This window comes from Micromonospora sp. RTBAU3-60 (assembly GCF_054963695.1).
The window spans coordinates 15477-35210 of sequence record NZ_JBUEGB010000055.1 but is presented as its reverse complement, the minus strand read 5'-3'; the positions used below and the strand labels follow the sequence as shown (position 1 = coordinate 35210).

At 74.2% G+C, this 19734-nt stretch carries 23 protein-coding genes; 14 read left to right on the top strand and 9 right to left on the bottom strand.

Translation table 11 applies throughout. The features are described from left to right. Nucleotides 1–3: 3 nt before the first annotated feature. The gene (locus tag ACY34I_RS31505) at nt 4–954 is read right to left on the bottom strand and encodes a TIGR03557 family F420-dependent LLM class oxidoreductase (RefSeq protein ID WP_462758819.1); all 951 of its coding nucleotides are present in this window, start codon (nt 952–954) and stop codon (nt 4–6) included. Nucleotides 955–1043: 89 nt separating this feature from the next. Further along, a complete protein-coding gene (locus tag ACY34I_RS31500) occupies nt 1044–1166 on the bottom strand; it encodes a hypothetical protein (RefSeq protein ID WP_255471749.1) in 123 nt (40 codons plus the stop codon). 140 nt (nt 1167–1306) lie between these two features. Between ACY34I_RS31500 and ACY34I_RS31495 the strand changes: the two genes are divergently transcribed. Continuing rightward, nucleotides 1307–2809, top strand: coding sequence for a glycoside hydrolase family 3 protein (locus ACY34I_RS31495; RefSeq protein ID WP_462758818.1), 1503 nt, complete (start codon nt 1307–1309; stop codon nt 2807–2809). Nucleotides 2810–2869: 60 nt separating this feature from the next. On the opposite strand, the gene ACY34I_RS31490 is transcribed toward ACY34I_RS31495, so the two are convergent. Beyond that, nucleotides 2870–3157, bottom strand: coding sequence for a GNAT family N-acetyltransferase (locus ACY34I_RS31490; protein WP_148794107.1), 288 nt, complete (start codon nt 3155–3157; stop codon nt 2870–2872). Next, nucleotides 3154–4380 (bottom strand): cysteine desulfurase-like protein, encoded by a 1227-nt coding sequence (locus tag ACY34I_RS31485; protein WP_462758817.1) that lies wholly within the window; start codon nt 4378–4380, stop codon nt 3154–3156. Before ACY34I_RS31485 ends, ACY34I_RS31490 begins: the two co-directional genes overlap by 4 nt. 119 nt (nt 4381–4499) lie before the next feature. Here ACY34I_RS31485 and ACY34I_RS31480 point away from each other — a divergent pair, with 119 nt between their 5' ends. The 7 genes from ACY34I_RS31480 (at nt 4500) to ACY34I_RS31450 (ending at nt 8888) form a co-directional block, all read left to right on the top strand. Continuing rightward, entirely contained in the window at nt 4500–4865 is a 366-nt protein-coding gene (locus ACY34I_RS31480; protein ID WP_148794105.1) for a hypothetical protein, read from the top strand. A 64-nt stretch (nt 4866–4929) separates the two neighbouring features. Then, entirely contained in the window at nt 4930–5760 is an 831-nt protein-coding gene (locus tag ACY34I_RS31475; protein WP_462758816.1) for a DUF1206 domain-containing protein, read from the top strand. 76 nt (nt 5761–5836) lie between these two features. After that, complete coding sequence (locus ACY34I_RS31470) at nt 5837–7033, top strand: mechanosensitive ion channel family protein (RefSeq protein ID WP_462758815.1); 1197 nt, start codon at nt 5837–5839, stop codon at nt 7031–7033. A 300-nt stretch (nt 7034–7333) separates the two neighbouring features. Beyond that, the gene (locus ACY34I_RS31465) at nt 7334–7768 is read left to right on the top strand and encodes a phage holin family protein (RefSeq protein ID WP_462758814.1); all 435 of its coding nucleotides are present in this window, start codon (nt 7334–7336) and stop codon (nt 7766–7768) included. After that, nucleotides 7765–8127: a DUF3618 domain-containing protein gene (locus ACY34I_RS31460; RefSeq protein WP_148794101.1), complete on the top strand. Its 363-nt coding sequence runs from the start codon at nt 7765–7767 to the stop codon at nt 8125–8127. Before ACY34I_RS31465 ends, ACY34I_RS31460 begins: the two co-directional genes overlap by 4 nt. Then, complete coding sequence (locus ACY34I_RS31455) at nt 8124–8396, top strand: DUF4235 domain-containing protein (RefSeq protein ID WP_462758813.1); 273 nt, start codon at nt 8124–8126, stop codon at nt 8394–8396. The genes ACY34I_RS31460 and ACY34I_RS31455 overlap by 4 nt, the downstream gene beginning before the upstream one ends. 288 nt (nt 8397–8684) lie before the next feature. Further along, the gene (locus ACY34I_RS31450) at nt 8685–8888 is read left to right on the top strand and encodes a cold-shock protein (RefSeq protein WP_013732668.1); all 204 of its coding nucleotides are present in this window, start codon (nt 8685–8687) and stop codon (nt 8886–8888) included. 93 nt (nt 8889–8981) lie between these two features. On the opposite strand, the gene ACY34I_RS31445 is transcribed toward ACY34I_RS31450, so the two are convergent. Further along, nucleotides 8982–9179, bottom strand: coding sequence for a hypothetical protein (locus tag ACY34I_RS31445; protein ID WP_462758812.1), 198 nt, complete (start codon nt 9177–9179; stop codon nt 8982–8984). Between the two features lie 91 nt (nt 9180–9270). Next, entirely contained in the window at nt 9271–10254 is a 984-nt protein-coding gene (locus ACY34I_RS31440; RefSeq protein ID WP_462758811.1) for an aldo/keto reductase, read from the bottom strand. Between the two features lie 85 nt (nt 10255–10339). On the opposite strand from ACY34I_RS31440, the gene ACY34I_RS31435 reads away from it, so the two are divergent. Then, nucleotides 10340–11134, top strand: a complete 795-nt coding sequence (locus tag ACY34I_RS31435; protein ID WP_462758810.1) for a trans-aconitate 2-methyltransferase — start codon at nt 10340–10342, stop codon at nt 11132–11134. Beyond that, nucleotides 11131–12156: an adenosine deaminase gene (locus tag ACY34I_RS31430; RefSeq protein ID WP_462758809.1), complete on the top strand. Its 1026-nt coding sequence runs from the start codon at nt 11131–11133 to the stop codon at nt 12154–12156. The genes ACY34I_RS31435 and ACY34I_RS31430 overlap by 4 nt, the downstream gene beginning before the upstream one ends. Nucleotides 12157–12362: 206 nt before the next feature. Here ACY34I_RS31430 and ACY34I_RS31425 read toward each other — a convergent pair whose 3' ends face one another. Together ACY34I_RS31425 and ACY34I_RS31420 are read right to left on the bottom strand one after the other, a co-directional pair. After that, on the bottom strand, nt 12363–13751 hold the full coding sequence (locus tag ACY34I_RS31425) for a HAMP domain-containing sensor histidine kinase (RefSeq protein ID WP_462758808.1): 1389 nt from the start codon (nt 13749–13751) through the stop codon (nt 12363–12365). 29 nt (nt 13752–13780) lie between these two features. Next, on the bottom strand, nt 13781–14470 hold the full coding sequence (locus ACY34I_RS31420; RefSeq protein ID WP_089155714.1) for a response regulator transcription factor: 690 nt from the start codon (nt 14468–14470) through the stop codon (nt 13781–13783). A 73-nt stretch (nt 14471–14543) separates the two neighbouring features. Here ACY34I_RS31420 and ACY34I_RS31415 point away from each other — a divergent pair, with 73 nt between their 5' ends. From ACY34I_RS31415 to ACY34I_RS31405, 3 genes are all read left to right on the top strand, one after another. Beyond that, a complete protein-coding gene (locus tag ACY34I_RS31415; RefSeq protein ID WP_462758807.1) occupies nt 14544–15473 on the top strand; it encodes an ADP-ribosylglycohydrolase family protein in 930 nt (309 codons plus the stop codon). A 155-nt stretch (nt 15474–15628) separates the two neighbouring features. Beyond that, entirely contained in the window at nt 15629–17635 is a 2007-nt protein-coding gene (gene thrS, locus ACY34I_RS31410; RefSeq protein WP_462758806.1) for a threonine--tRNA ligase, read from the top strand. 138 nt (nt 17636–17773) lie between these two features. After that, entirely contained in the window at nt 17774–18331 is a 558-nt protein-coding gene (locus ACY34I_RS31405; protein ID WP_462758805.1) for an HIT family protein, read from the top strand. Between the two features lie 151 nt (nt 18332–18482). Here the strand turns inward: ACY34I_RS31405 and ACY34I_RS31400 are convergent, their stop codons facing one another. Continuing rightward, nucleotides 18483–19019 (bottom strand): hypothetical protein, encoded by a 537-nt coding sequence (locus ACY34I_RS31400; protein ID WP_462758804.1) that lies wholly within the window; start codon nt 19017–19019, stop codon nt 18483–18485. 80 nt (nt 19020–19099) lie between these two features. On the opposite strand from ACY34I_RS31400, the gene ACY34I_RS31395 reads away from it, so the two are divergent. Beyond that, complete coding sequence (locus tag ACY34I_RS31395; protein ID WP_462758802.1) at nt 19100–19732, top strand: CG0192-related protein; 633 nt, start codon at nt 19100–19102, stop codon at nt 19730–19732. The last annotated feature ends 2 nt before the right edge of the window (nt 19733–19734 follow it).

The following is a 19734-nucleotide window of genomic DNA, read 5'->3' as shown; positions in this document are numbered from 1 at the left end:
CCGTCAGCCCAGCCGGGGCAGCACCTTCCGCTGGTAGAGGTCGAGCAGGCCCTGCCAGTGCGGGCCGGTGTTGGTCACGTAGAGCTCGTCGTAGCCGGCCTTGGCGTACTTGTCGATCATCTCCAGGTGGGCGTCGGCGTTGTTGCCGCAGACGAACGCCTGCTTCATCATCTCCGGCTTGACCAGCTGCGCGGCCTGCTCGAAGTGGCGCGGCGAGGCGAGCACCTGGGACAGTTCGCCGGGCATGGCCTCGTTCGGCCACTTCTCGTACGCGAGCCGAACGCCCTCGTCCTCGCTCTCGGCGTACGCCGCCTTGAAGCCGGCCTGGCACGGCTTGTCGCCGCCGCCGTTGTCCCGGAACCGCCGGACCAGGTCGGCGTCGGGCTTGGTGCTGATGTAGCCGTCGCCGATCCGGGCGGCCAGGTCGATCGACTTCGGACCGAAGCCGGACAGGTAGACCGGCGGGGGAGTGTCCGGCAGCGTGTAGATCCGGGCGTGCTGGACGGTGTAGTGCTCGCCGTAGTGGTTGACGAAACGACCGCGCCACAGCTTGCGCATCACCTCGACCGCCTCCTCCAGCATCTCCAGCCGGAGGTCGATCTGCGGCCAGGGGTCGCCGAGGATGTGCTCGTTGAGCGCCTCGCCGGTGCCGACGCCGAGCACGAACCGGCCGGAGTGCAGCACCGCGCTGGTGGCTGCGGCCTGGGCGATCAGCGCTGGGTGGATCCGCATGATTGGGCAGGTGACCGCAGTGGTCACCGGCAGCGAGCAGACCTGGCTGAGCGCGCCGATCGTCGACCAGACGAAGGAGCTCTGGCCCTGCACGTCGAGCCAGGGGTGGTAGTGGTCGGAGATCCACAGCGCTTCGAAGCCGGCCTGCTCGGCGCCGCGCGCCTGCGCGAGCAGTTCCGCCGGGCCGTACTCCTCGCTGGACAGGAAGTAGCCGATCTTCATCTCTCCCCCTCGCCGGGTGCGGGCGCACCGTACGGACAACGAGAGCCGTACCCGGGAAGCTGGCGCGCGAACGCCGGGCGTCCCGGCGATCAGCGGCGGAACATCGCCCGGATGGCGAGCAGCAGGAGCAGGCCGCCCACCACCAGGCCGAGCAGGCGTACGCCGGGGATGTCCGCGGCGGTGGTGGCGTCGGCGAGCAGCGCGGGGTGCATGGTCGCACTCTCCCACTCCGGCGCCGGGGAACGCCAGGCGCTAACAGTAAGGATTGTTGACTATTGCGGGAGGCGATGTGACCATGGCAAGCGCCGCCCGGAGGCGGCGGGCCGTGGGGGAGACGGGGGTACGACAAGGCATGAGCGCGCGCAGCGAGCGAGCGACCGGAGACCTGGCGGGTCTCGCCGCCGCCGTCCTGCAACCCGGATTCGTCGGCACCACCCCGCCGGCCTGGATCCGCCGGTGGCTCGGTGCGGGCCTCGGGTCGGTGGTCCTCTTCGCCCGCAACGTCGTCGACCACGACCAGGTCGCCGCCCTGACCGCGGCGCTGCGCGCCGAGCGGCCCGACGTGATCGTCGCGATCGACGAGGAGGCGGGGGACGTCACCCGGATCGAGTCGGCCCGGGGCAGCTCGCGACCCGGCAACTTCGCCCTCGGCGCGGTCGACGACCCGGGCCTGACCGAGGAGGTGGCCCGCGACCTGGGCGCCGAACTGGCCACGGTGGGCGTCAGCCTCAACTACGCGCCGGACGCCGACGTCAACTCCAACCCGGCCAACCCGGTCATCGGGGTCCGCTCGTTCGGCGCCGACCCGGCCCTGGTGGCCCGGCACACCGCCGCCTGGGTACGCGGGCTGCAGGCCGGCGGGGTGGCCGCCTGCGCCAAGCACTTCCCCGGCCACGGGGACACCCACGTCGACTCCCACCACGACCTGCCCCGCATCGACGGCGACCGGGCCCGGCTGGACGCGGTCGAGCTGGTCCCGTTCCGGGCCGCGGTGGCCGCCGGGGCGCAGGCGGTGATGACCGGGCACCTGCTGGTGCCGGCGCTGGACCCGGAACTGCCGGCCACGCTGAGCCCGCGCATCCTCAGCGGGCTGCTCCGCGACGAACTGGGCTTCCAGGGCGTGGTGGTGACCGACGCGGTGGAGATGCGGGCGGTCGCCGACCGGTACGGCTTCGCCGGAGCCGCCGTACGCGCCCTCGCCGCCGGGGCGGACGCCATCTGCGTGGGCGGGGAGCGGGCCACCGAGGCGGCCGCGACGGAGCTGCGCGACGCCATCGTCGCCGCCGTGGTCGCCGGCGAGCTGCCCGAGGAACGGCTGGCCGAGGCGGCGAAGCGGGTCGGCCAGCTCGCCGCCTGGACGGTCGCCGCCCGCGCCGACCGGCCGGTCGTGGCCCGCGCCGGCGGCGGCTCGGCGATCGGACTGGCCGCCGCCCGCCGGGCGGTGCGCGTGGTCACCGGGGCAGCCGGGGTGCTGCCGCTGGCCGGCCCGGCGCACGTGGTGGAGTTCGCCCCGCCCCGCAACATCGCCATCGGCGCGGAGACCCCGTGGGGGATCGCCGCACCCCTGACCGAGCTGGTCGCCGGCACCACCGCCGCCCGGTACGCCGAGGGCGAGACCCCGGCCGACCCGGCCGGCGGGGCGGCCGGACGGCCCCTGGTGCTGGTGGTGCGGGACCTGCACCGGCACGAGTGGATGCGGGCGGCGGTGGACCGGGCGCTGGCCGTCCGCCCCGACGCGGTGGTGGTCGAGCTGGGCGTCCCCGAGCTGGTCACCGGCGCGGTGCACGTGGCCACCCACGGCGCCACCCGGGCGGCCGCGTACGCCGCCGCCGAACTCCTCGCCGGCGCCCGCTGACCGCTCGGCCGGTGCGGCACTCGGCCCGCCTCGGGGTGGAGCCGGTCGGCAGCCGGGGCGTTACGGCTCGGTGACGACCAGGTCGGCGTACTCGGGGTGGCGCTGGATGAACTTGGCCACGAAGCGGCACTGCGGCACCACCCGGTCGCCCCGCTCGCGGAGCTGGTCCAGGGCGCCCCGGACCAGGGCCTCGCCCACGCCCATGCCCCGGTAGCGCTCGTCCACCTCGGTGTGCGTCAGGACCAGCATCCCGCTCCGCGGCTGGTACGCGGTGAACCCGGCCAGCGCGTCGTCGACCAGGATCTCGAAGCGGCGCTTGGCGGGGTCGTCCTCGACCAGGTAGCTCACCCGGTCATTGTCTCCCCGGTGCCGGCCAGCCGGTCGAGTTCGGCCAGCAACCGGTCCACCTCGTCGACCGTGTTGTAGTGGTAGACGCTGGCCCGGACCGCCCCGCCGCTGTCCCGCAGCCCCATGGTCCGGAAGTACTCGTAGGCGTAGTAGTCGCCGGAGGAGAGGCAGACGCCGGCCGCGCCCAGCGCCGCCGCCGTCGCCGCCGGGGTCAGCCCGGCCACCCGGAACGACACGGTGGGGCAGCGCCGGGCCGGGGAGCCGTACACGGTGACCGCCGGCCGCGCGGCCAGCCCGGCGAGCAGCCGCTCGAAGACCGCCTCCTCGTGGGCCTGGGCGGCGGCCAGCCCCGCCCGGACCCGGTCCCGGCGGCTGCCGGTCGCCGTGGCATCCAGGGTGGCCAGGTGGTCCACGGCGGCGGCCACCCCGGCCAGCAGCGGGAAGCTCGGCGTGCCGTACTCGAACCGTTCCGGGACCGCGTCGGAGGAGGGCACCAGCTTCGCCGGCCGCAGCGCCGCCCACCGCTCCGGGTCGGCCACCATCGCGGCCAGATGCGGGCCCGACCACTTGTAGGCGCTGGTGACCAGGAAGTCCGTGCCGAGCGAGGTCAGGTCGGTCGGGCCGTGCGGCACCGCGTGGACACCGTCCACGCAGACCAGCGCGCCGGCCGCGTGCGCGATCTTGGCGATCGCCGCGACGTCGGGGATGGTGCCGATGGCGTTGCTGCCGGCGGTCACCGCGACCAGCCGGGTGCGCTCGCCCACCAGGTCGGCGTACTGGCCCGCGGGCAGCTCGCCGGTCGCCGGGTCGAACTCGGCCCAGCGCACCGTCGCCCCGGCGGCCTCAGCCGCCTGCACCCACGGCCGGACGTTGGCGTCGTGGTCCAGCCGGGAGACCACCACCTCGTCGCCCGGCCGCCAGCCCGCGCCGAGCGTCCGGGCCAGGGTGTACGTCAGCGCCGTGGCGCTCGGCCCGAGCACCACGCCCTCCGGCTGCGCGCCGGTCAGGTCCGCCACCGCAGCGCGGGCGGCGGCGACCAGCTCCAGCGACCGCCGGCCGGGCACGAAGGCGGTGCTCCGGTTGCCCGTCGCGGCCCCCATCGCGGCGGCGACCGCGTCGATCACCGGCTGGGCGGTCTGGGTGCCGCCGGCACCGTCGAAGTGGGCGAAGCCCTCGGTCAGCGCGGGGTAGGCGGCCCGGACACGGGCGATGTCGAACGGCATGCTCGGGACCCTAGCGTGCACGGAACGGCTGCTTGGCAACGCCTGGTGGGGTGAAGGCGCTCCTCCTTGCACCGCACGCGTGGGTGGTCGCGTGGTGGTCGTCTCGTACCCTTGGCCGGGTGACGAACCGACACGTTTCCCCCGCACTGACCCCCGTCCGTCGCGGCGCCGGCCTGCTGGCCGGCCTCGCACTCGGCGTCGCGCTGCTGGCCGGTTGCAGCTCGGAGGGCGCCTCCACCGACTGCGGGCTGGACGCCTGCACGGTCACCTTCGACCGCGGCGTCGAGGCCAGCGCCAACATCCTCGGCGTCGAGGCGAAGCTGGTCGGCGCCCAGGGTGACCAGGTGACGGTCGAGGTGGCCGGAGAACAGCTCTCGCTCACCGTCGGGCAGCAGGCCACCGAGGTCGGCGGCTTCCAGGTGAGCCTGGACAGCCTCACCGACGAGCAGGCCGTCGTCCGGGTGGCCCGCAACCCCAACGGCTGACCAAGCGGCCATAGGCGGCGGCGGCCGACGTTTGACGACCTTGGCGGCGGGAGATTGTGCCGCCATGTCACTCACCCGGAACGCCGGAGCCGCCGTCGCCCACGCCGCCCACGCCGCCAACAGCCGGTGGCTCGAACTGTTGACCCGGGCCGGATTCGTCGGCTACGGGATCCTGCACCTGCTCTTCGCCTGGCTGGCGCTCCAGATCGCCTTCGGCCGCTCCGGCGAGGAGGGCAACCAGAACGGCGCCCTGCGTACCCTGGGCGCCCAGCCGCTCGGCAAGTTCCTGCTGGTGGCGATCGCGATCGGCCTGTTCGCCATGGCGATCTGGCAGGCGTTCGAGGCGACCATCGGCCACCGGGGCCGGCGCGGCCGGGAGCGGCTCTTCGAACGGATCGCCTCGGTGCTGCGCACCGTCGTCTTCGTCTGGCTGGCCTGGACCGCCGTCAAGGTCTTCGAGGACGCGAGCGCCAACGCCGCCGACCAGCAGCAGGCGCTCACCGCGAAGCTGATGGCCGGCGCCGGCGGCCGGTGGCTGGTCGGTCTGGCCGGCCTGGCGCTCGCCGCCGTCGGGATCGGCATGATCGGGTACGGCCTGAAGAAGAAGTTCGAGCGGAACCTCAAGATCGGGCAGATGACCCCGAAGGCACGAACCCTGGCCCGCCGCCTCGGCATGGCCGGGTACGCCGCCCGGGGCGCCGTCTTCGCCATCGCCGGCCTGCTGATCGTCGTGGCCGCGGTGAAGTACGACCCGGCGAAGGCCCGCGGCCTCGACGCCGCCCTGCGCACCCTGCGCGACCAGTCGTACGGGCCGGTGCTGCTGGCGCTCGCCGCGCTCGGCATCGCCGGCTTCGGCATCTACTGCTTCCTCCAGTCCCGGTACCGCCAGGTCTGATCCTGGTCGATACCTGGACTGTCGGGCATTATGGGCCCTTTGTCCGAGCCTGCCCGGCGGGAGGGAGAGAGATTTCGTGCAGAGCTACGTCGAAACGGCCGTCGCCACGCTCGCCGCGGCGGCGGTCGCTCTGCTGCTGGTCGAGGTGGTGCACCGGGCGGCCCGCCGGCTGGGCCGGCGTTCGGTGCTGATGACCGAGCTGACCGAGCACGCGCACCGCCCCTTCCAGGTGGCCGCGACCGCGCTCGCCGTGCAGCTCGCCGTCCGCTTCAGCACCCTGTACGCGGTCGGCAGCCCGTGGCGCCAGACCGTCCTGCACGCCCTCGTGCTGGCCCTCATCGCCGCCACGGCCTGGCTGGTCGCCTCGCTGCTGGTGGTGGTCGAGGACACCGCGCTGGCCCGGTTCCGGGTGGACGTGCCGAACAACCGGCACGCCCGCCGGGTACGGACCCAGGTGGTGATGCTCCGCCGGCTCACCATCGCGGTGATCGTCATCCTGGCCGTGGGCGTGCTGCTGATGACCTTCCCCGGGGTCCGCGGCATCGGCGCCGGCGTGCTGACCTCCGCCGGCGTGGTGGCCGCGGTCGCCGCGCTGGCCGCCCAGAGCCTGCTGGGCAACGTCTTCGCCGGTCTCCAACTCGCCTTCAGCGACGCGGTCCGCCTCGACGACGTGGTCGTGGTCGAGGGGGAGTGGGGCCGGATCGAGGAGCTGACCCTCAGCTACGTGGTGGTGCAGATCTGGGACGACCGACGACTGATCCTGCCCACCTCCTACTTCACCCGCACCCCGTTCCAGAACTGGACCCGCACCGAGGCGGCGGTGCTCGGCACCGCAGAGTTCGACCTGGACTGGGGGATCCCGGTCCAGTCGATGCGGGAGGAACTGCGCCGCCTCTGCGAGAGCACCGAGCTGTGGGACGGCCGGGTCTGCGTACTCCAGGTGACCGACGCCACCGGCGGCATGGTGAAGGTCCGGGCCCTGGTCAGCGCCGCCGACGCCGGCAGCCTGTGGGACCTGCGCTGCCTGGTCCGCGAGCACCTGGTGGCCTGGGTACGCGACCAGCGGCCAGCCGCGCTGCCCCGGCTGCGCACCGAGGTGGGCGACGCCGCCGGCGCGCTGCCCTGGCAGGCGGTGCGGTCCCCGCGTCCGGCCCGCCGCCCGCCGGAGACCGAGGTGCCCGACGACGCGCGGGTCTTCGGCGGCAGCGACGACGGCGAGGCCCGCAGCGAGGTCTTCGTCGGCCCGGAGGAGCCCGCCGAGGCCCGCAGCTGACCCGGCCCGCCCCCGGAGCCCCGGCCGCCCCGGCGCCGGGGGCTCCCGCGCGTGCGGCGGTGCCCACGGGCGCCGGAGCCTACCCGCGCCACGTGCCGCCGTCGCCTTGTCACGAGACCTTCCGCCCGGTGCGTTTGTTCCGCCCGTTTCGGGGGACCCGCCGCGCACGCCCCGGCTCGGGTCCACCATCCGGTGGCCCGGCGTCCGGTGGCGCGCGGCCGGGCCGACCGGCCGTTCCGCGCAGGATTGACGGGCGGCGAATCCGGGCATACAGCGCGGTAATGAGGAAAGGAGGACAGCATGGCTGACGTCGCGAGCCGCAGCACGTCCCGGACCGGGAACGAGCCGTCCACCGCGGAGCTCATCCAGCGGGCCACCGAGCAGGTCTCCCGCCTGGTACGGGACGAGCTGGCGCTGGCCCGGGTGGAACTGACCCGCAAGGGCAAGCACGCCGGTATCGGGATTGGTCTGTTCGGCGGCGGCGGGGTGATGGCCCTCTACGGCGCCGGGGCGCTGGTCGCCACGGTGATCCTGGCGCTGGCGCTGGTCCTGCCCGCGTGGCTGGCGGCCCTGATCGTCGCGGTGGCGCTCTTCCTGCTCGCCGGGATCCTCGCCCTGATCGGCAAGACGCAGGTCAGCCGTGCCGTCCCACCGGTGCCCCAGGCGACCGTCCGCAGTGTCCGGGCGGACGTCGACACGGTCGCCGCGGCGGTGAAGGACGGGAGACGGGGATGACCGGCAACGGACGCGGTGACGTGGAGGCGCTCCGCGAGGAGATCCGCCGCACCCGGGTGGAGTTGGGTGAGACGATGGAGCTGCTTGCCGCCCGGGCCGACGTGAAGGCCCGGCTGCGGGAGTCGGCCGAGCAGGCGAAGGGGCGGATGCGTGAGCAGGCCGCCCATGCCATGGCCCGGGTGCGCGGGCAGGCGACGGCGAAGTCCCGGTTCGCCCGGGAGCAGGCGGCCGGGAAGGCGCGGCTCGCCCGGGCTCGGACGACGGGGAAGGGCCGCGCGGTGGTGCCGTGGGCGGCCGTCGCGGCCGGCGCGGTGGCGACCGTGGTGGTGCTGCTGATCGTCCGCGGGAGGCGTAGGTGAGCAACAGGATCGGCAAGGCGGCGTACAAGCCCGTCGGGGTGCTGCTCGGGCTGGCCGCCGGTACGGTCGCCGGGGTCATCTTCCGGCAGGTCTGGAAGATCGCGGCGGGCGAGGGCGACGCGCCGAGCGCCACCGACGAGGAGCGGGGCTGGGGCGAGATCCTGGCCGCCGCGGCGTTGCAGGGGGCGATCTTCGCGGTCGTCCACGCCACGGTGGCCCGGGGCGGGGCGGTCGGCGTACGCCGGCTCACCGGCCACTGGCCCGACTGACCAGTTACGCACGGCAGACCCCCTTTCCGCCAGCGCGGGAAGGGGGCCTTTCGCACGGCCCGCACAGCCCGGCCAGTGGAGCGGCCGCAACCGTCAGGTCACATGTCGGAGAATTTCGTCGGGTAGGCTGTGCAGAGTTTTTGCGTACGTGGTTTGCTGTCTCACGCTGTTGAGAGACGCGTGGGTTGAGAGAAGTCTCCTTCCGGGGGCCGCCTCAGGCGCCGCTGCTCGAAAACGGCCAACCGGCCGCACGGCGTGCTCGGCCGCCAGTTTTAGAAGGAGATACACATGGCGCAGGGAACCGTGAAGTGGTTCAACGCTGACAAGGGCTTCGGCTTCATCACCGTCGACGGCGGGGGTGCTGACGTGTTCGTCCACTTCTCGGCCATCCAGTCCAGCGGCTACCGCACGCTGGAGGAGAACCAGCGGGTGGAGTTCGAGATCGCCCAGGGTCAGAAGGGTCCGCAGGCCGAGCAGGTCCGCCCCCTCTGAGCGTGGATCCGCCGGCCGCGCCGGCCGGCAGATCGAAGCCCCGCTTCCCGTTTCGGGACGCGGGGCTTTCCGCATTCCTGGCCCGGGCGTGGATCAGGTACGCCGGCGTCGTGCCCGCAACCCGAACCAGAGCGCGACGAGTCCGATCAGGACGACGATCGGGCCGATGACCGCCCAGATCCGTTCGCCGGTCATTACGCTGCCGTCCACGTAGCCCAGTCCCTGCAGCGTCCAGACCGCGCCCAGCACGACGGCCAGCAGCCCCACGGTGAGCCGGAACCAACCCCTCATCGTTCCCCCTCCGACGACGCCCGCCCGACTCCAGCATGCCCGCCGATGCCGGGACCCGGCGACGCCGCGCCGACGCCCCGGCGGGCCGGGCTCACCACCGCTCGTGCACCCGCGGCCGGATCAGCTCGTCGTAGGTCTCGCGGACGGCGGCCAGCTCGGCCGCGCCGAGCGGCGGCAGGTCGGCCGCGGCGGCGTTGCGCCGGGCCTGCTCGGCGTTGCGCGCGCCGGGGATGACCACGGTGACGCCGGGCTGGTCGAGGATCCAGCGGAGCGCGAACTGGGCCATCGTCCGGTCGGTGCCGACCAGCGGCGCGAGCCGGCGTACGGCGGCCAGGCCGAGGTCGTAGTCCACCCCGGAGAAGGTCTCGCCGACGTCGAACGACTCGCCGTGCCGGTTGAAGGTGCGGTGGTCGTTTGCGGGGAAGGTGGTGTGCTCGTCGTACCGCCCGGAGAGCAGGCCGCTGGCCAGCGGCACCCGGGCGATGATGCCGACCCCGGCCGCCGCGGCGGCGGGCAGCACCCGCTCCAGGGGCTTGTGCCGCACCGCGTTGAGGATGATCTGCACGCTCGCCACGCCGTGGCGGGCGATGGCGGTGAGCGCCTGGTCGCAGGTCTCGACGCTGACTCCGTACCCGGCGATGCGCTGCTCGGCGACCAGGGCGTCCAGCGCGTCGAAGACCCGGTCGTCGGCGAAGACCGCGCTGGGCGGGCAGTGCAGCTGCACCAGGTCGAGGGTGTCCACCCCGAGGTTGGCGCGGGAGCGGTCGGTCCAGGCCCGGAAGTTGTCCAGGGTGTACGCCTCCGGGGTCTGCGGCACCCGCCGGCCCATCTTGGTGGCCACGGTCAGCCCGTGCCCGGGGTGCTCGCGCAGGAACCGGCCGATCAGCTGCTCGCTGCGGCCGTCGCCGTACACGTCGGCGGTGTCGAGGAAGGTGACCCCGGCGGCCACGGCGGCGGCGAGCACCTCCAGCGCCGTGTCCTCGCTGACCTCACCCCAGTCGGCGCCGAGCTGCCAGGCGCCGAGTCCGGCGATGCCCACCTGCCGGCCGAGTCGGGCGAAGCTGCGCTGTTCCACCCGGGGAAGCCTAGTGAGCGGCTTGTCGAGCCGCGCGGCGGGCCGTACTCTCCAACAAGACGTACGTACGGTTTGGAGAACTGTGATGTGGGACCCGAGCACCTACCTGCGCTACGGCGACGAGCGTTCCCGCCCCTTCCACGACCTGGTCGCGCGGGTCCCCGCCACGCGTCCCCGGACCGTGGTCGACCTCGGCTGCGGCCCCGGCACCCTCACCGCCACCCTGGCGGAACGCTGGCCGCAGGCTCGGGTGAGCGGCATCGACTCCTCCCCGGAGATGATCGACCGGGCGGGCGCGCTCGACGCCCCGGTCTCGTTCGCCGTCGGCGACGTCCGGTCCTGGCGTCCCGCGCCGGACGTGGACGTGGTGGTCTGCAACGCGGTGCTCCAGTGGGTGCCCGGCCACCAGGAGCTGCTCGCCCGCTGGGCCGCCGAGCTGCCGTCCGGGGCGTGGCTGGCCTTCCAGGTGCCCGGCAACTTCGCCGCCCCGTCGCACCGGGCGCTGCGCGAGGTGGCCGGCCGGGACCGGTGGCGGGACACGCTCGCCCCGCTGCTGCGCGAGGCGCCCGTGGACGACCCGGTCGACTACGCCGCGCTGCTGGCCGGTGCCGGCTGCGCGGTCGACGCCTGGGAAACTACCTACGTGCACCTGCTTCCGGCCGCCCCGGACGCGGACCACCCGGTGCTGAGCTGGATGGAGGGGACCGCGCTGCGCCCGGTCCGGGCCGCGCTCGATCCCGCCGGCTGGGCCGACTTCCGCGCCGAGCTGGGGGTACGGCTCGCCGAGGCGTACCCGGTGCGGCAGGGTCAGGTGTACTTCCCGTTCCGCCGGATCTTCGTGGTCGCCCGTACCGGCGCCCGCGCCGAGGAGAACCTGTGACCGACCTGCCCACGTTCATCGCCGGACTGCCCAAGGTGGAGCTGCACGTGCACCACGTCGGCTCCGCCTCGCCCCGGATCGTCGCCGAGCTGGCCGCCCGGCACGAGGGGCGCAGCCCGGTCCCGGCCGACCCGGAGCTGCTCGCCGACTACTTCGCCTTCCGCGACTTCGCCCACTTCATCGAGGTCTACCTCAGCGTCGTGGACCTGATCCGCGACCCCGAGGACGTCTGGCTCCTGACCCACGAGGTGGCCCGGGAACTGGCCCGGCAACAGGTGCGGTACGCCGAGCTGACCGTCACGCCGTACTCGCACGTGCGTCGGGGGATCCCGGCGCCGGCGTTCTGCGAGGCGATCGAGGACGCCCGCAAGCGGGCCGAGGCGGACTTCGGCATCGCGCTGCGCTGGTGCTTCGACATCCCCGGCGAGGCCGGGCTGCCGGCCGCCGAGGAGACCCTGCGGATCGCGCTGGAGGAGCGGCCGGACGGGTTGATCAGCTTCGGCCTGGGCGGTCCCGAGATCGGGGTGCCGCGGCCGCAGTTCAAGCCGTACTTCGACCAGGCCCGGGCGGCCGGGCTGCGTTCGGTGCCGCACGCCGGCGAGACCACCGGCCCGGAGACCATCTGGGACGCGCTGCGGGAGCTGGGCGCGGAGCGGATCGGCCACGGCGTCTCCGCCGTGCTCGACCCGCAGCTGCTCACCCACCTGGCCGAGCGGCGGATCCCGCTGGAGGTATGCCCGACCTCCAACGTCCGCACCCGGGCGGTGGCGAGCCTCGACGAGCACCCGCTGCCGCAGCTCGTCGAGGCCGGGGTGCTGGTCACCGTCAACTCCGACGACCCGCCGATGTTCGGCACCACCCTCAACGACGAGTACGCGGTCGCCGCCCGGCTGCTGCACCTCGGCCCGGACGGGCTCGCCGCGCTGGCCCGCGCCGCAGTCACCGCCTCGTTCCTGGAACCCGCCGAGCAGGCCCGGATCGGCGGCGAGATCGACGCGTACCTGGCGGCCGCGACGCGCTAGGCCCTGGGGAGTGGCGCGCGACGGGAGCTGGTGTGGGGGACCGGACTCCCGCCGCGCGCACGGCCCCACCGGCCGGATGGTGTGACGGGGCGTCCCGACCGACGGGACTGATGGGTTCCGTCTCCGATCCTGGCAGCAGCGGAGGGTGGTTCGACCGTCGTTAATCCACACCTAAGGAAGACTTGCGCCGGGCCACAACCAGCGGCTCAGCGCGGGCGGGGCCAGCGCCGGCGGGTCTTCTGCTCCCGGGCGTCCCGCGCCATCCGTCCCACCAGGCCGAACCGGTTGACCGGCCGGGGCGTCGCCTCCGGGTCGGCGAGCAGCATCACCACGCTGGCCCCGCCGAGCCGGGCCCGGTCGATGCTGACCGACCCGTTGGCCTGCAGCGCGACCCGCTTGGCGATGTCCAGCCCCAGCCCGGTGGAGCCCTGGTCGCTGGCGCCCCGGCGCAGCGCCCGGTCCGGGTTGGCGATGCCCGGGCCGGCGTCGTCGATGCGGATCGCCACCCACCCGTCCCGCCGGCTGACCGCCACCTCGAAGGCGGTGCCCTGCGGGGTGTAGCGGAACACGTTGCCGATCACCGCGTCGAGCGCGGCCGCCAGCTCGGCCCGGGCCACCGGGGCGGGGATGCGCAGCTGCGCCCCGACCACCCGGTGCGGCCGGTTCTGGTCGCCGGCCAGCGCCGACCAGAAGATCATCCGGTCCCGGACCACCTCGCTGACGTCGCAGGCGGCCGGCCCGGCCTCCTGGCTGACCGCCTTCCGGGTCGTCTTGATCAGCTGGTCGACCTCGCCCTCCAACGTGACGATGGCCTGGCGGATCCGCCGGATGCCCCGGCGGCGGTCCAGCTCCGCCGGGCTGAACGTCCCGATGCTGGTGTCGTCGGACTCCAGCGCCTCGGCGTCGAGTCGCAGCGCGGTCAGCGGGGTACGCAGCCGGTGGGAGAGGTCTGCGACGAGTTCGCGCTCGTCGGCGCGGAGCGCGACCAGGCGCTCCGCCATCCGGTTGAACGCGTGCCCGGCCTCGGCCAGCTCCCGCGGGCCGGACGGTTCGACGCGTACCCCGACGTCGCCGTCGCCGACCGCGATCGCCGCCTTGACCAGTTGGCCGGTGGCGTCCACCGCGCGGGCGGCCACCCGGTCGACCACGATCACGGCGGCCCCGACCAGCGCCGCCGCCACCGCGAGCAGCAGCAGCCACCGCCGGCCGGAGCCCGCGTCGAGCACCGCCTCGGGGACGAAGACCTCCACCACGGCGACCTGGTCGCCGAGCACCACCGGGTCCAGCCGCAGCACGCCGCCGGGCACGTCGGTGACCGTCGAGCGGCGCTCGGCACCGGCCCGGGCCAGCGCCGCCGCATCCGCCCGGCCGCCGGACTCGTCGCCCCCGATCCCGTGTACGACCGGCCGCGGCGTCCGGTCGTCGCCGGCGGCCGCCACCGCCCGCCGGATCACCTCAGGCTCGGTGCTGACCGCGAGCGCGCCGGTGACCAGGGCACTGCGCCGGGCCGCGTCGGCCAGTTTCGCGTCGCGTGCCTGGTCGCCGAGGGTGATCCCGAGCGGAATGAGGAAGGCGAGCGCGACGAGGCTGCACATGCCGGCCGTGAGCCAGGCCAGCGCCGGCCTCAGTCCGGCGCCACCAGCCGGAAGCCGACCCCCCGCACGGTGCGCAGGTAGCGCGGCTTCGCCGCGGACTCGCCCATTTTGCGGCGCAGCCAGTAAAGGTGAACGTCGATGGTCTGGTCCTCGCCGACCGAGGGCTGCCGCCATACCTCCTCCAAGAGTTCGCGCCGGGACACCACCCGGCCGGGGCGCGCGGCAAGATACGCCAGCAGGTCGAACTCCTTGCGGGTCAGGGCCAGCGGCTCCCCGTCCAGCACGGCGCTGCGCTCGCCGACATCCACCCGCAGGCCGCCCACCGTGTGCACCGCCGGCTGCACCGTGCGGCTGGCCCGGCCCGCCCGGCGCAGCACGGTGGTGATCCGGGCGTCCAGGTGGGCGCCGGTGAACGGCTTGACCATGTAGTCGTCGGCGCCCGCCCGCAGCAGGCGCACCACGGACTGCTCGTCGTCCCGGGCGGTGGCGATGATGATCGGCACGTCGGTGATCCCGCGCAGCATCCGCAGCGCGTCCGAGCCGTCGAGATCGGGCAGGCCCAGATCGAGCACCACCAGGTCGGGCGTCTCGGCGGCGACCCGGCGCAGCGCGTCCAGCGCCGTGCCGACGGCGTGCACGGCGTGCCCCCGGTCGGTGAGGGACCGCAGCATCGCGCCGCGTACGACGTGATCGTCTTCGACCAGGAGGACGGTTGCCACGTCAGCACCGTACTCGGCGTGGCAAGTTGATCGCGTTGCGGCGTTCCGGGGAACCGGGCAAGCTGGGACGACGATGACGTTCACCCTCTTCCCCGACACCCGCCTCACGCTCGCCCGCGACAGTCTCGCCGGCCTGTCGGTCGGCGACGCCCTCGGTTCTCAGTTCTTCGTCCCCGGCCGGCACCCGGCCGATCTCGCCACCGGACGGCTGCCGGCGCCGCCGTGGCAGTGGACCGACGACACCGAGATGGCTTGTTCCGTGGTGGCCGCGCTGAGCGGAGCGGGTCGAATCGACCGGGACGCGCTGGCGCTCGGCTTCGCAGAGCGCTGCGAGCCGTACCGCGGCTACGGCCCGGGCGCGGTGACCATCCTGCGGCTCATCCGCACCGGCACGCCGTGGCCGGTGGCCGCCGCGTCCGCCTTCGACGGGCAGGGCTCCTGCGGCAACGGCGCCGCCATGCGGGTCGCGCCGCTCGGCGCCTGGTACGCCGACTCGATCCGCCGGGCCGCCGACCAGGCTCGCGCCTCGGCCGAGGTGACCCACGCCCACCCGGAGGGGATCGCCGGGGCGGTCGCCGTCGCGGTGGCCGCCTCGCTCGCCGCCCGGGCCCGGCTCGACGGGGACCGGCCCACCCCGGCCCGGCTGCTCGGCGCGGTGGCCGGCGCCCTGGACCCGGCCGCCGAGGTGCACCGGGGCGTACGCCGGGCCGTCGCGCTGCTCGGCCACCCGGCCGCCGCGGTCGTCGACGCGCTCGGCAACGGCTCCCGGGTCACCGCGCAGGACACCGTCCCGTTCACTCTCTGGGTCGCCGCCACCCACCTCGGCGACTACCCGGCCGCGATCCGGGTCTGCGTCGAGGCCGGCGGCGACGTGGACACCACGGCGGCCATCGTCGGCGGGGTGGTCGCCGCGTACACCGGGGTCGGCACGCCGGGCGGCGTACCGGACGGCTGGCTCGCCGCCCGCGAGCCGCTGCCCGACTGGCTCCCCGCCCACGCCTGACCCCCGCCCAGCCCGGCGAGCAGTCCACCGCCGAGCAGCACGTCCGGCCACGGATCGGGACAGTCCGGCGTCGCCGACGGTGCGGAAAGGTCGACCGATAGCATCGCAGGGGCCGGTACCCGGCGCATTCGAACCCGTCGACGACAGGAGTCACCGTGTCCGCACCCCGTACCCCCGTCGTGGCCGACCCCGTCGTCGTCGCCGCCGGGACGACGGCGGCCGACGCGGTGGCCGCGGCCGGCCTGCCCACCACCGGCCCGAAGGCGATCGTGGTGGTCCGCGACCCGGCGGGCGTGCTGCGCGACCTGGACTGGAAGCCGGCGGAGGAGACCGCCGTCGAGCCGGTGAGCATCGACTCGCCGGACGGGCTGAACGTGCTGCGCCACTCGACCGCGCACGTGCTCGCCCAGGCGGTGCAGGACGTCTTCCCGGAGGCCAAGCTCGGCATCGGCCCGCCCATCGAGAACGGCTTCTACTACGACTTCCAGGTCGACAAGCCGTTCCAGCCGGACGACCTGGCCAAGCTCGAGAAGCGGATGCAGGAGATCGTCAAGTCCGGCCAGCGGTTCCGCCGGCGCCGGTTCCACAGCCTGGACGAGGCGCGGGCCGAGCTGGCCAGCGAGCCGTTCAAGCTGGAGCTGATCGACGTCAAGGGGGAGGGTCTCGACTCCTCGCAGGTGATGGAGGTGGGCGGCGGCGAGCTGACCATCTACGACAACCTCGCCGCCAGCGAGGACAAGGTCTGCTGGTCGGACCTGTGCCGCGGCCCGCACCTGCCGAACACCCGGCTGATCGGCGCGTTCAAGCTGATGCGCTCGGCCGCCGCATACTGGCGGGGCTCGGAGAAGAACCCGCAGCTGCAGCGGGTGTACGGCACCGCGTGGCCGACCCGGGACGAGCTGAAGGCGTACCTGAAGCTGCTGGAGGAGGCCGCCCGGCGCGACCACCGCAAGCTCGGCGCGGACCTGGACCTGTTCAGCTTCCCCGACGAGATCGGCTCCGGCCTGGCGGTCTTCCACCCCAAGGGCGGCATCATCCGCCGGGAACTGGAGAACTACTCGCGCCGCCGGCACGAGGCAGCGGGGTACGAGTTCGTCAACTCCCCGCACATCACCAAGGCGCAGCTCTTCGAGACCTCCGGTCACCTGCCCTACTACGCCGACACGATGTTCCCGCCCATGCAGCTGGAGGGCGCGGACTACTACCTCAAGGCCATGAACTGCCCGATGCACAACCTGATCTTCCGGGCGCGCGGGCGGTCGTACCGGGAGCTGCCGCTGCGGCTCTTCGAGTTCGGCACGGTCTACCGGTACGAGAAGTCCGGCGTGGTGCACGGCCTCACCCGGGTACGCGGCCTGACCCAGGACGACTCGCACATCTACTGCACCCGGGAGCAGATGCCGGGTGAACTGACCACCCTGCTCACCTTCGTGCTCGACCTGCTGCGCGACTACGGCCTGGACGACTTCTACCTGGAGCTGTCCACCCGGGACGACTCGCCGAAGTTCATCGGCAGCGACGAGGACTGGGCGGAGGCGACCGAGGCGCTGCGCAGTGCCGCCGAGGCGTCCGGCCTGGACCTGGTGCCGGATCCGGGCGGCGCGGCGTTCTACGGCCCGAAGATCTCGGTGCAGGCCAAGGACGCGATCGGCCGGACCTGGCAGATGTCCACCATCCAGGTCGACTTCAACCAGCCGGCACGGTTCGGGCTGGAGTACCAGGCGGCGGACGGCAGCCGGCAGCAGCCGGTGATGATCCACCGGGCGCTCTTCGGCTCGATCGAGCGCTTCTTCGGGGTGCTCACCGAGCACTACGCGGGCGCCTTCCCGGCCTGGCTGGCCCCGGTGCAGGTGATCGGCATCCCGATCCGCGAGGAGCACACCGACTACCTGCACGGCTTCGTCGCCGCGCTACGCGCCGAGGGGATCCGCGCCCAGGTGGACACCGGCACCGACCGGATGCAGAAGAAGATCCGCAACGCCCAGCAGCAGAAGATCCCGTTCATGGTGATCGCCGGTGACGACGACGTGGCCGCCGGCACGGTCTCCTTCCGCTACCGCGACGGGTCGCAGCGCAACGGCGTGCCGATGGCCGAGGCGGTCACCCACGTGCTGGACGTGGTCAACTCCCGCACCAACTCCGGCCCGTCGGCGGAGAGCTGACCGGCGCCGTCCACGTGCCACGAGCGGCGGTGTCCCCGGCCGGGACGCCGCCGTTCGCCGCATCCGGCGCCGGGCACGACATCGACCGCGACCAGCCACCACCGGCTGGTCCGGTGCGGTGACCGTAGGATCGGCGCTGTGACTGGGGCGGATCGGCACTTCGAGAACGGCACCGACAACGGTCTGGCGGACGGACTGGACCGGCTCTGGACGCCGCACCGGATGACCTACATCTCGGGGGAGGACCGGCCCGCGGGCGGCTACGAGAAGCCCGCCGGCTGCCCGTTCTGCCGGGCCCCCGGCCTGCCCCCGGACGAGAGCCTGGTCGTCGCCCGGGGCGAGCACGTCTTCGCGGTGCTCAACCTCTACCCCTACAACCCGGGGCACCTGCTGGTCTGCCCCTACCGGCACGTGGCCGACTACACCGAGCTCGACGCGCCGGAGACCGCCGAGCTGGCGGCGTTCACCAAGGACGCCATGCGGGTGATCCGCCACGTCTCCAACGCGCACGGCTTCAACCTGGGCATGAACCAGGGCGGGGTGGCCGGCGCCGGCATCGCCGCGCATCTGCACCAGCACGTGGTGCCGCGCTGGGGCGGGGACGCCAACTTCATGCCGGTGATCGGCCGGACGAAGGTGCTGCCCCAACTGCTCGCCGACACCCGCGACCTGCTCGCCAAGGCCTGGCCCGCCTGATCCTGGGCGGCGGCCCCGCCGTCAGGCGTGCCTGCGCCGGGTGCGGGCACCGCGCAGGACTTGGTACCCGAGCCCGCCGCGGCGGCGCCAGCGCCGGCCAGCCGGCGATGAGCAGCCCGCTCCGGCCCGGTCCGGCAGCGTGCAGCGGTGGTCAGCGTGTCCGGCCGCGGAGCCGGGCCACCCGCCGACGTGGGCCGGTGGCGGTCGGCCGGTCCGCCTCGGCCTGGTCGCCGGCCACCTCGGCGCGGACGGCGAGCTGGCGCAGCCGCCGCTCCACCACCCGGTCGCCGTGCCCGGCGATCCAGACGCAGACCGCGGCCAGCGGCAGCTCGACCAGCGCGGCCAACAGCACCGACACGGTCAGGTCCGGCCCGCCGGGGGTGGTGACGACGTCGAACCAGGCGTCCACCACCAGCATGGTCGCGGTGGCGCTGGCCGCCAGCCCCACCTGCCGGTGCCCCCGGTACGCCTGCACCGCGGTCAACCCCAGCAGCGCCACCAGCCCCAGGTCGAAGCCCACCCAGGCGGCCCGGTAGTGCACGGTCAGGGCGTGATGGGGCAGCGTCAGCGCCAGGTAGCCGATCCAGGGCAGGGTGAGCAGCGCCAGCACCCCGAAGGTGGGCGCCACCCAGCGGGGCGCCGGTCGTACCTCCGTCGCCCGGTGGACCTGTTCGGCCGCCGTGCCCATCGTTCCTCCAGGCTGCGGTAGTGCGTCGCCGCCAAGGTCGGCCAACTCCGGCGCGCCCTCCCGACAGTACGATCTCGCCCATGGCTCTGCTGCACCGCGCGGAACTGCGCCCCACCAAGCTTGACCTGCTCGCCGCCTGGTTGCCCACTCGCTCGTGGTTCGCCGGGACGGCCGGCGCCGACGTCACCCGGGTGGGGACCTTCCGCTTCGACGACCCGGCCGGCGAGGTCGGGATCGAGACCCTGCTCGTCCGGGCCGGGGACGGGCCGGTCCTGCAGGTGCCGCTCACCTACCGGGGCGCGCCGCTGGCCGACGCCGACCAGTGGCTGGTCGGCACCACCGAGCACTCCGTGCTGGGCCCCCGCTGGGTGTACGACGCCTGCGCCGACCCGGTCTACCCGCCCGCCCTGGCGGCCGCCGTCCTGGCCGGCGCCGGGCAGGCGGAGGAGTACTTCGAGGTGGACGGGCGGCGGGAGGTCCGTCCGCCCACCATGACGGTGACCGGCGGCCGGGCCGGCGGGATGGTGCCGCCGGTGGTCGGCGTACCCCGGGAGGTGGTCGACGGCGACCCGACGCTGATCCGGACCGACCCGGTCGACCTGGCCGTGGTCCGGCGGCCGGTCCCCGGCGACGCCCCCGCCGAGGCGTGCCTGACCGGCACCTGGCCGGGGCAGGCGACCCCGCTCGTGCTGGCGTACGCGGTGCCCCGCTGACC

Excerpts from the sequence above, each read along its gene's own strand:
- ACY34I_RS31505 (WP_462758819.1), bottom strand. The coding sequence starts at position 954 with ATGAAGATCGGCTACTTCCTGTCCAGCGAGGAGTACGGCCCGGCGGAA.
- ACY34I_RS31500 (WP_255471749.1), bottom strand. The coding sequence starts at position 1,166 with ATGCACCCCGCGCTGCTCGCCGACGCCACCACCGCCGCGGACATCCCC.
- ACY34I_RS31495 (WP_462758818.1), top strand. The coding sequence starts at position 1,307 with ATGAGCGCGCGCAGCGAGCGAGCGACCGGAGACCTGGCGGGTCTCGCC.
- ACY34I_RS31485 (WP_462758817.1), bottom strand. The coding sequence starts at position 4,380 with ATGCCGTTCGACATCGCCCGTGTCCGGGCCGCCTACCCCGCGCTGACC.
- ACY34I_RS31475 (WP_462758816.1), top strand. The coding sequence starts at position 4,930 with ATGTCACTCACCCGGAACGCCGGAGCCGCCGTCGCCCACGCCGCCCAC.
- ACY34I_RS31465 (WP_462758814.1), top strand. The coding sequence starts at position 7,334 with ATGGCTGACGTCGCGAGCCGCAGCACGTCCCGGACCGGGAACGAGCCG.
- ACY34I_RS31460 (WP_148794101.1), top strand. The coding sequence starts at position 7,765 with ATGACCGGCAACGGACGCGGTGACGTGGAGGCGCTCCGCGAGGAGATC.
- ACY34I_RS31450 (WP_013732668.1), top strand. The coding sequence starts at position 8,685 with ATGGCGCAGGGAACCGTGAAGTGGTTCAACGCTGACAAGGGCTTCGGC.
- ACY34I_RS31445 (WP_462758812.1), bottom strand. The coding sequence starts at position 9,179 with ATGAGGGGTTGGTTCCGGCTCACCGTGGGGCTGCTGGCCGTCGTGCTG.
- ACY34I_RS31435 (WP_462758810.1), top strand. The coding sequence starts at position 10,340 with ATGTGGGACCCGAGCACCTACCTGCGCTACGGCGACGAGCGTTCCCGC.
- ACY34I_RS31425 (WP_462758808.1), bottom strand. The coding sequence starts at position 13,751 with ATGTGCAGCCTCGTCGCGCTCGCCTTCCTCATTCCGCTCGGGATCACC.
- ACY34I_RS31415 (WP_462758807.1), top strand. The coding sequence starts at position 14,544 with ATGACGTTCACCCTCTTCCCCGACACCCGCCTCACGCTCGCCCGCGAC.
- ACY34I_RS31400 (WP_462758804.1), bottom strand. The coding sequence starts at position 19,019 with ATGGGCACGGCGGCCGAACAGGTCCACCGGGCGACGGAGGTACGACCG.
- ACY34I_RS31395 (WP_462758802.1), top strand. The coding sequence starts at position 19,100 with ATGGCTCTGCTGCACCGCGCGGAACTGCGCCCCACCAAGCTTGACCTG.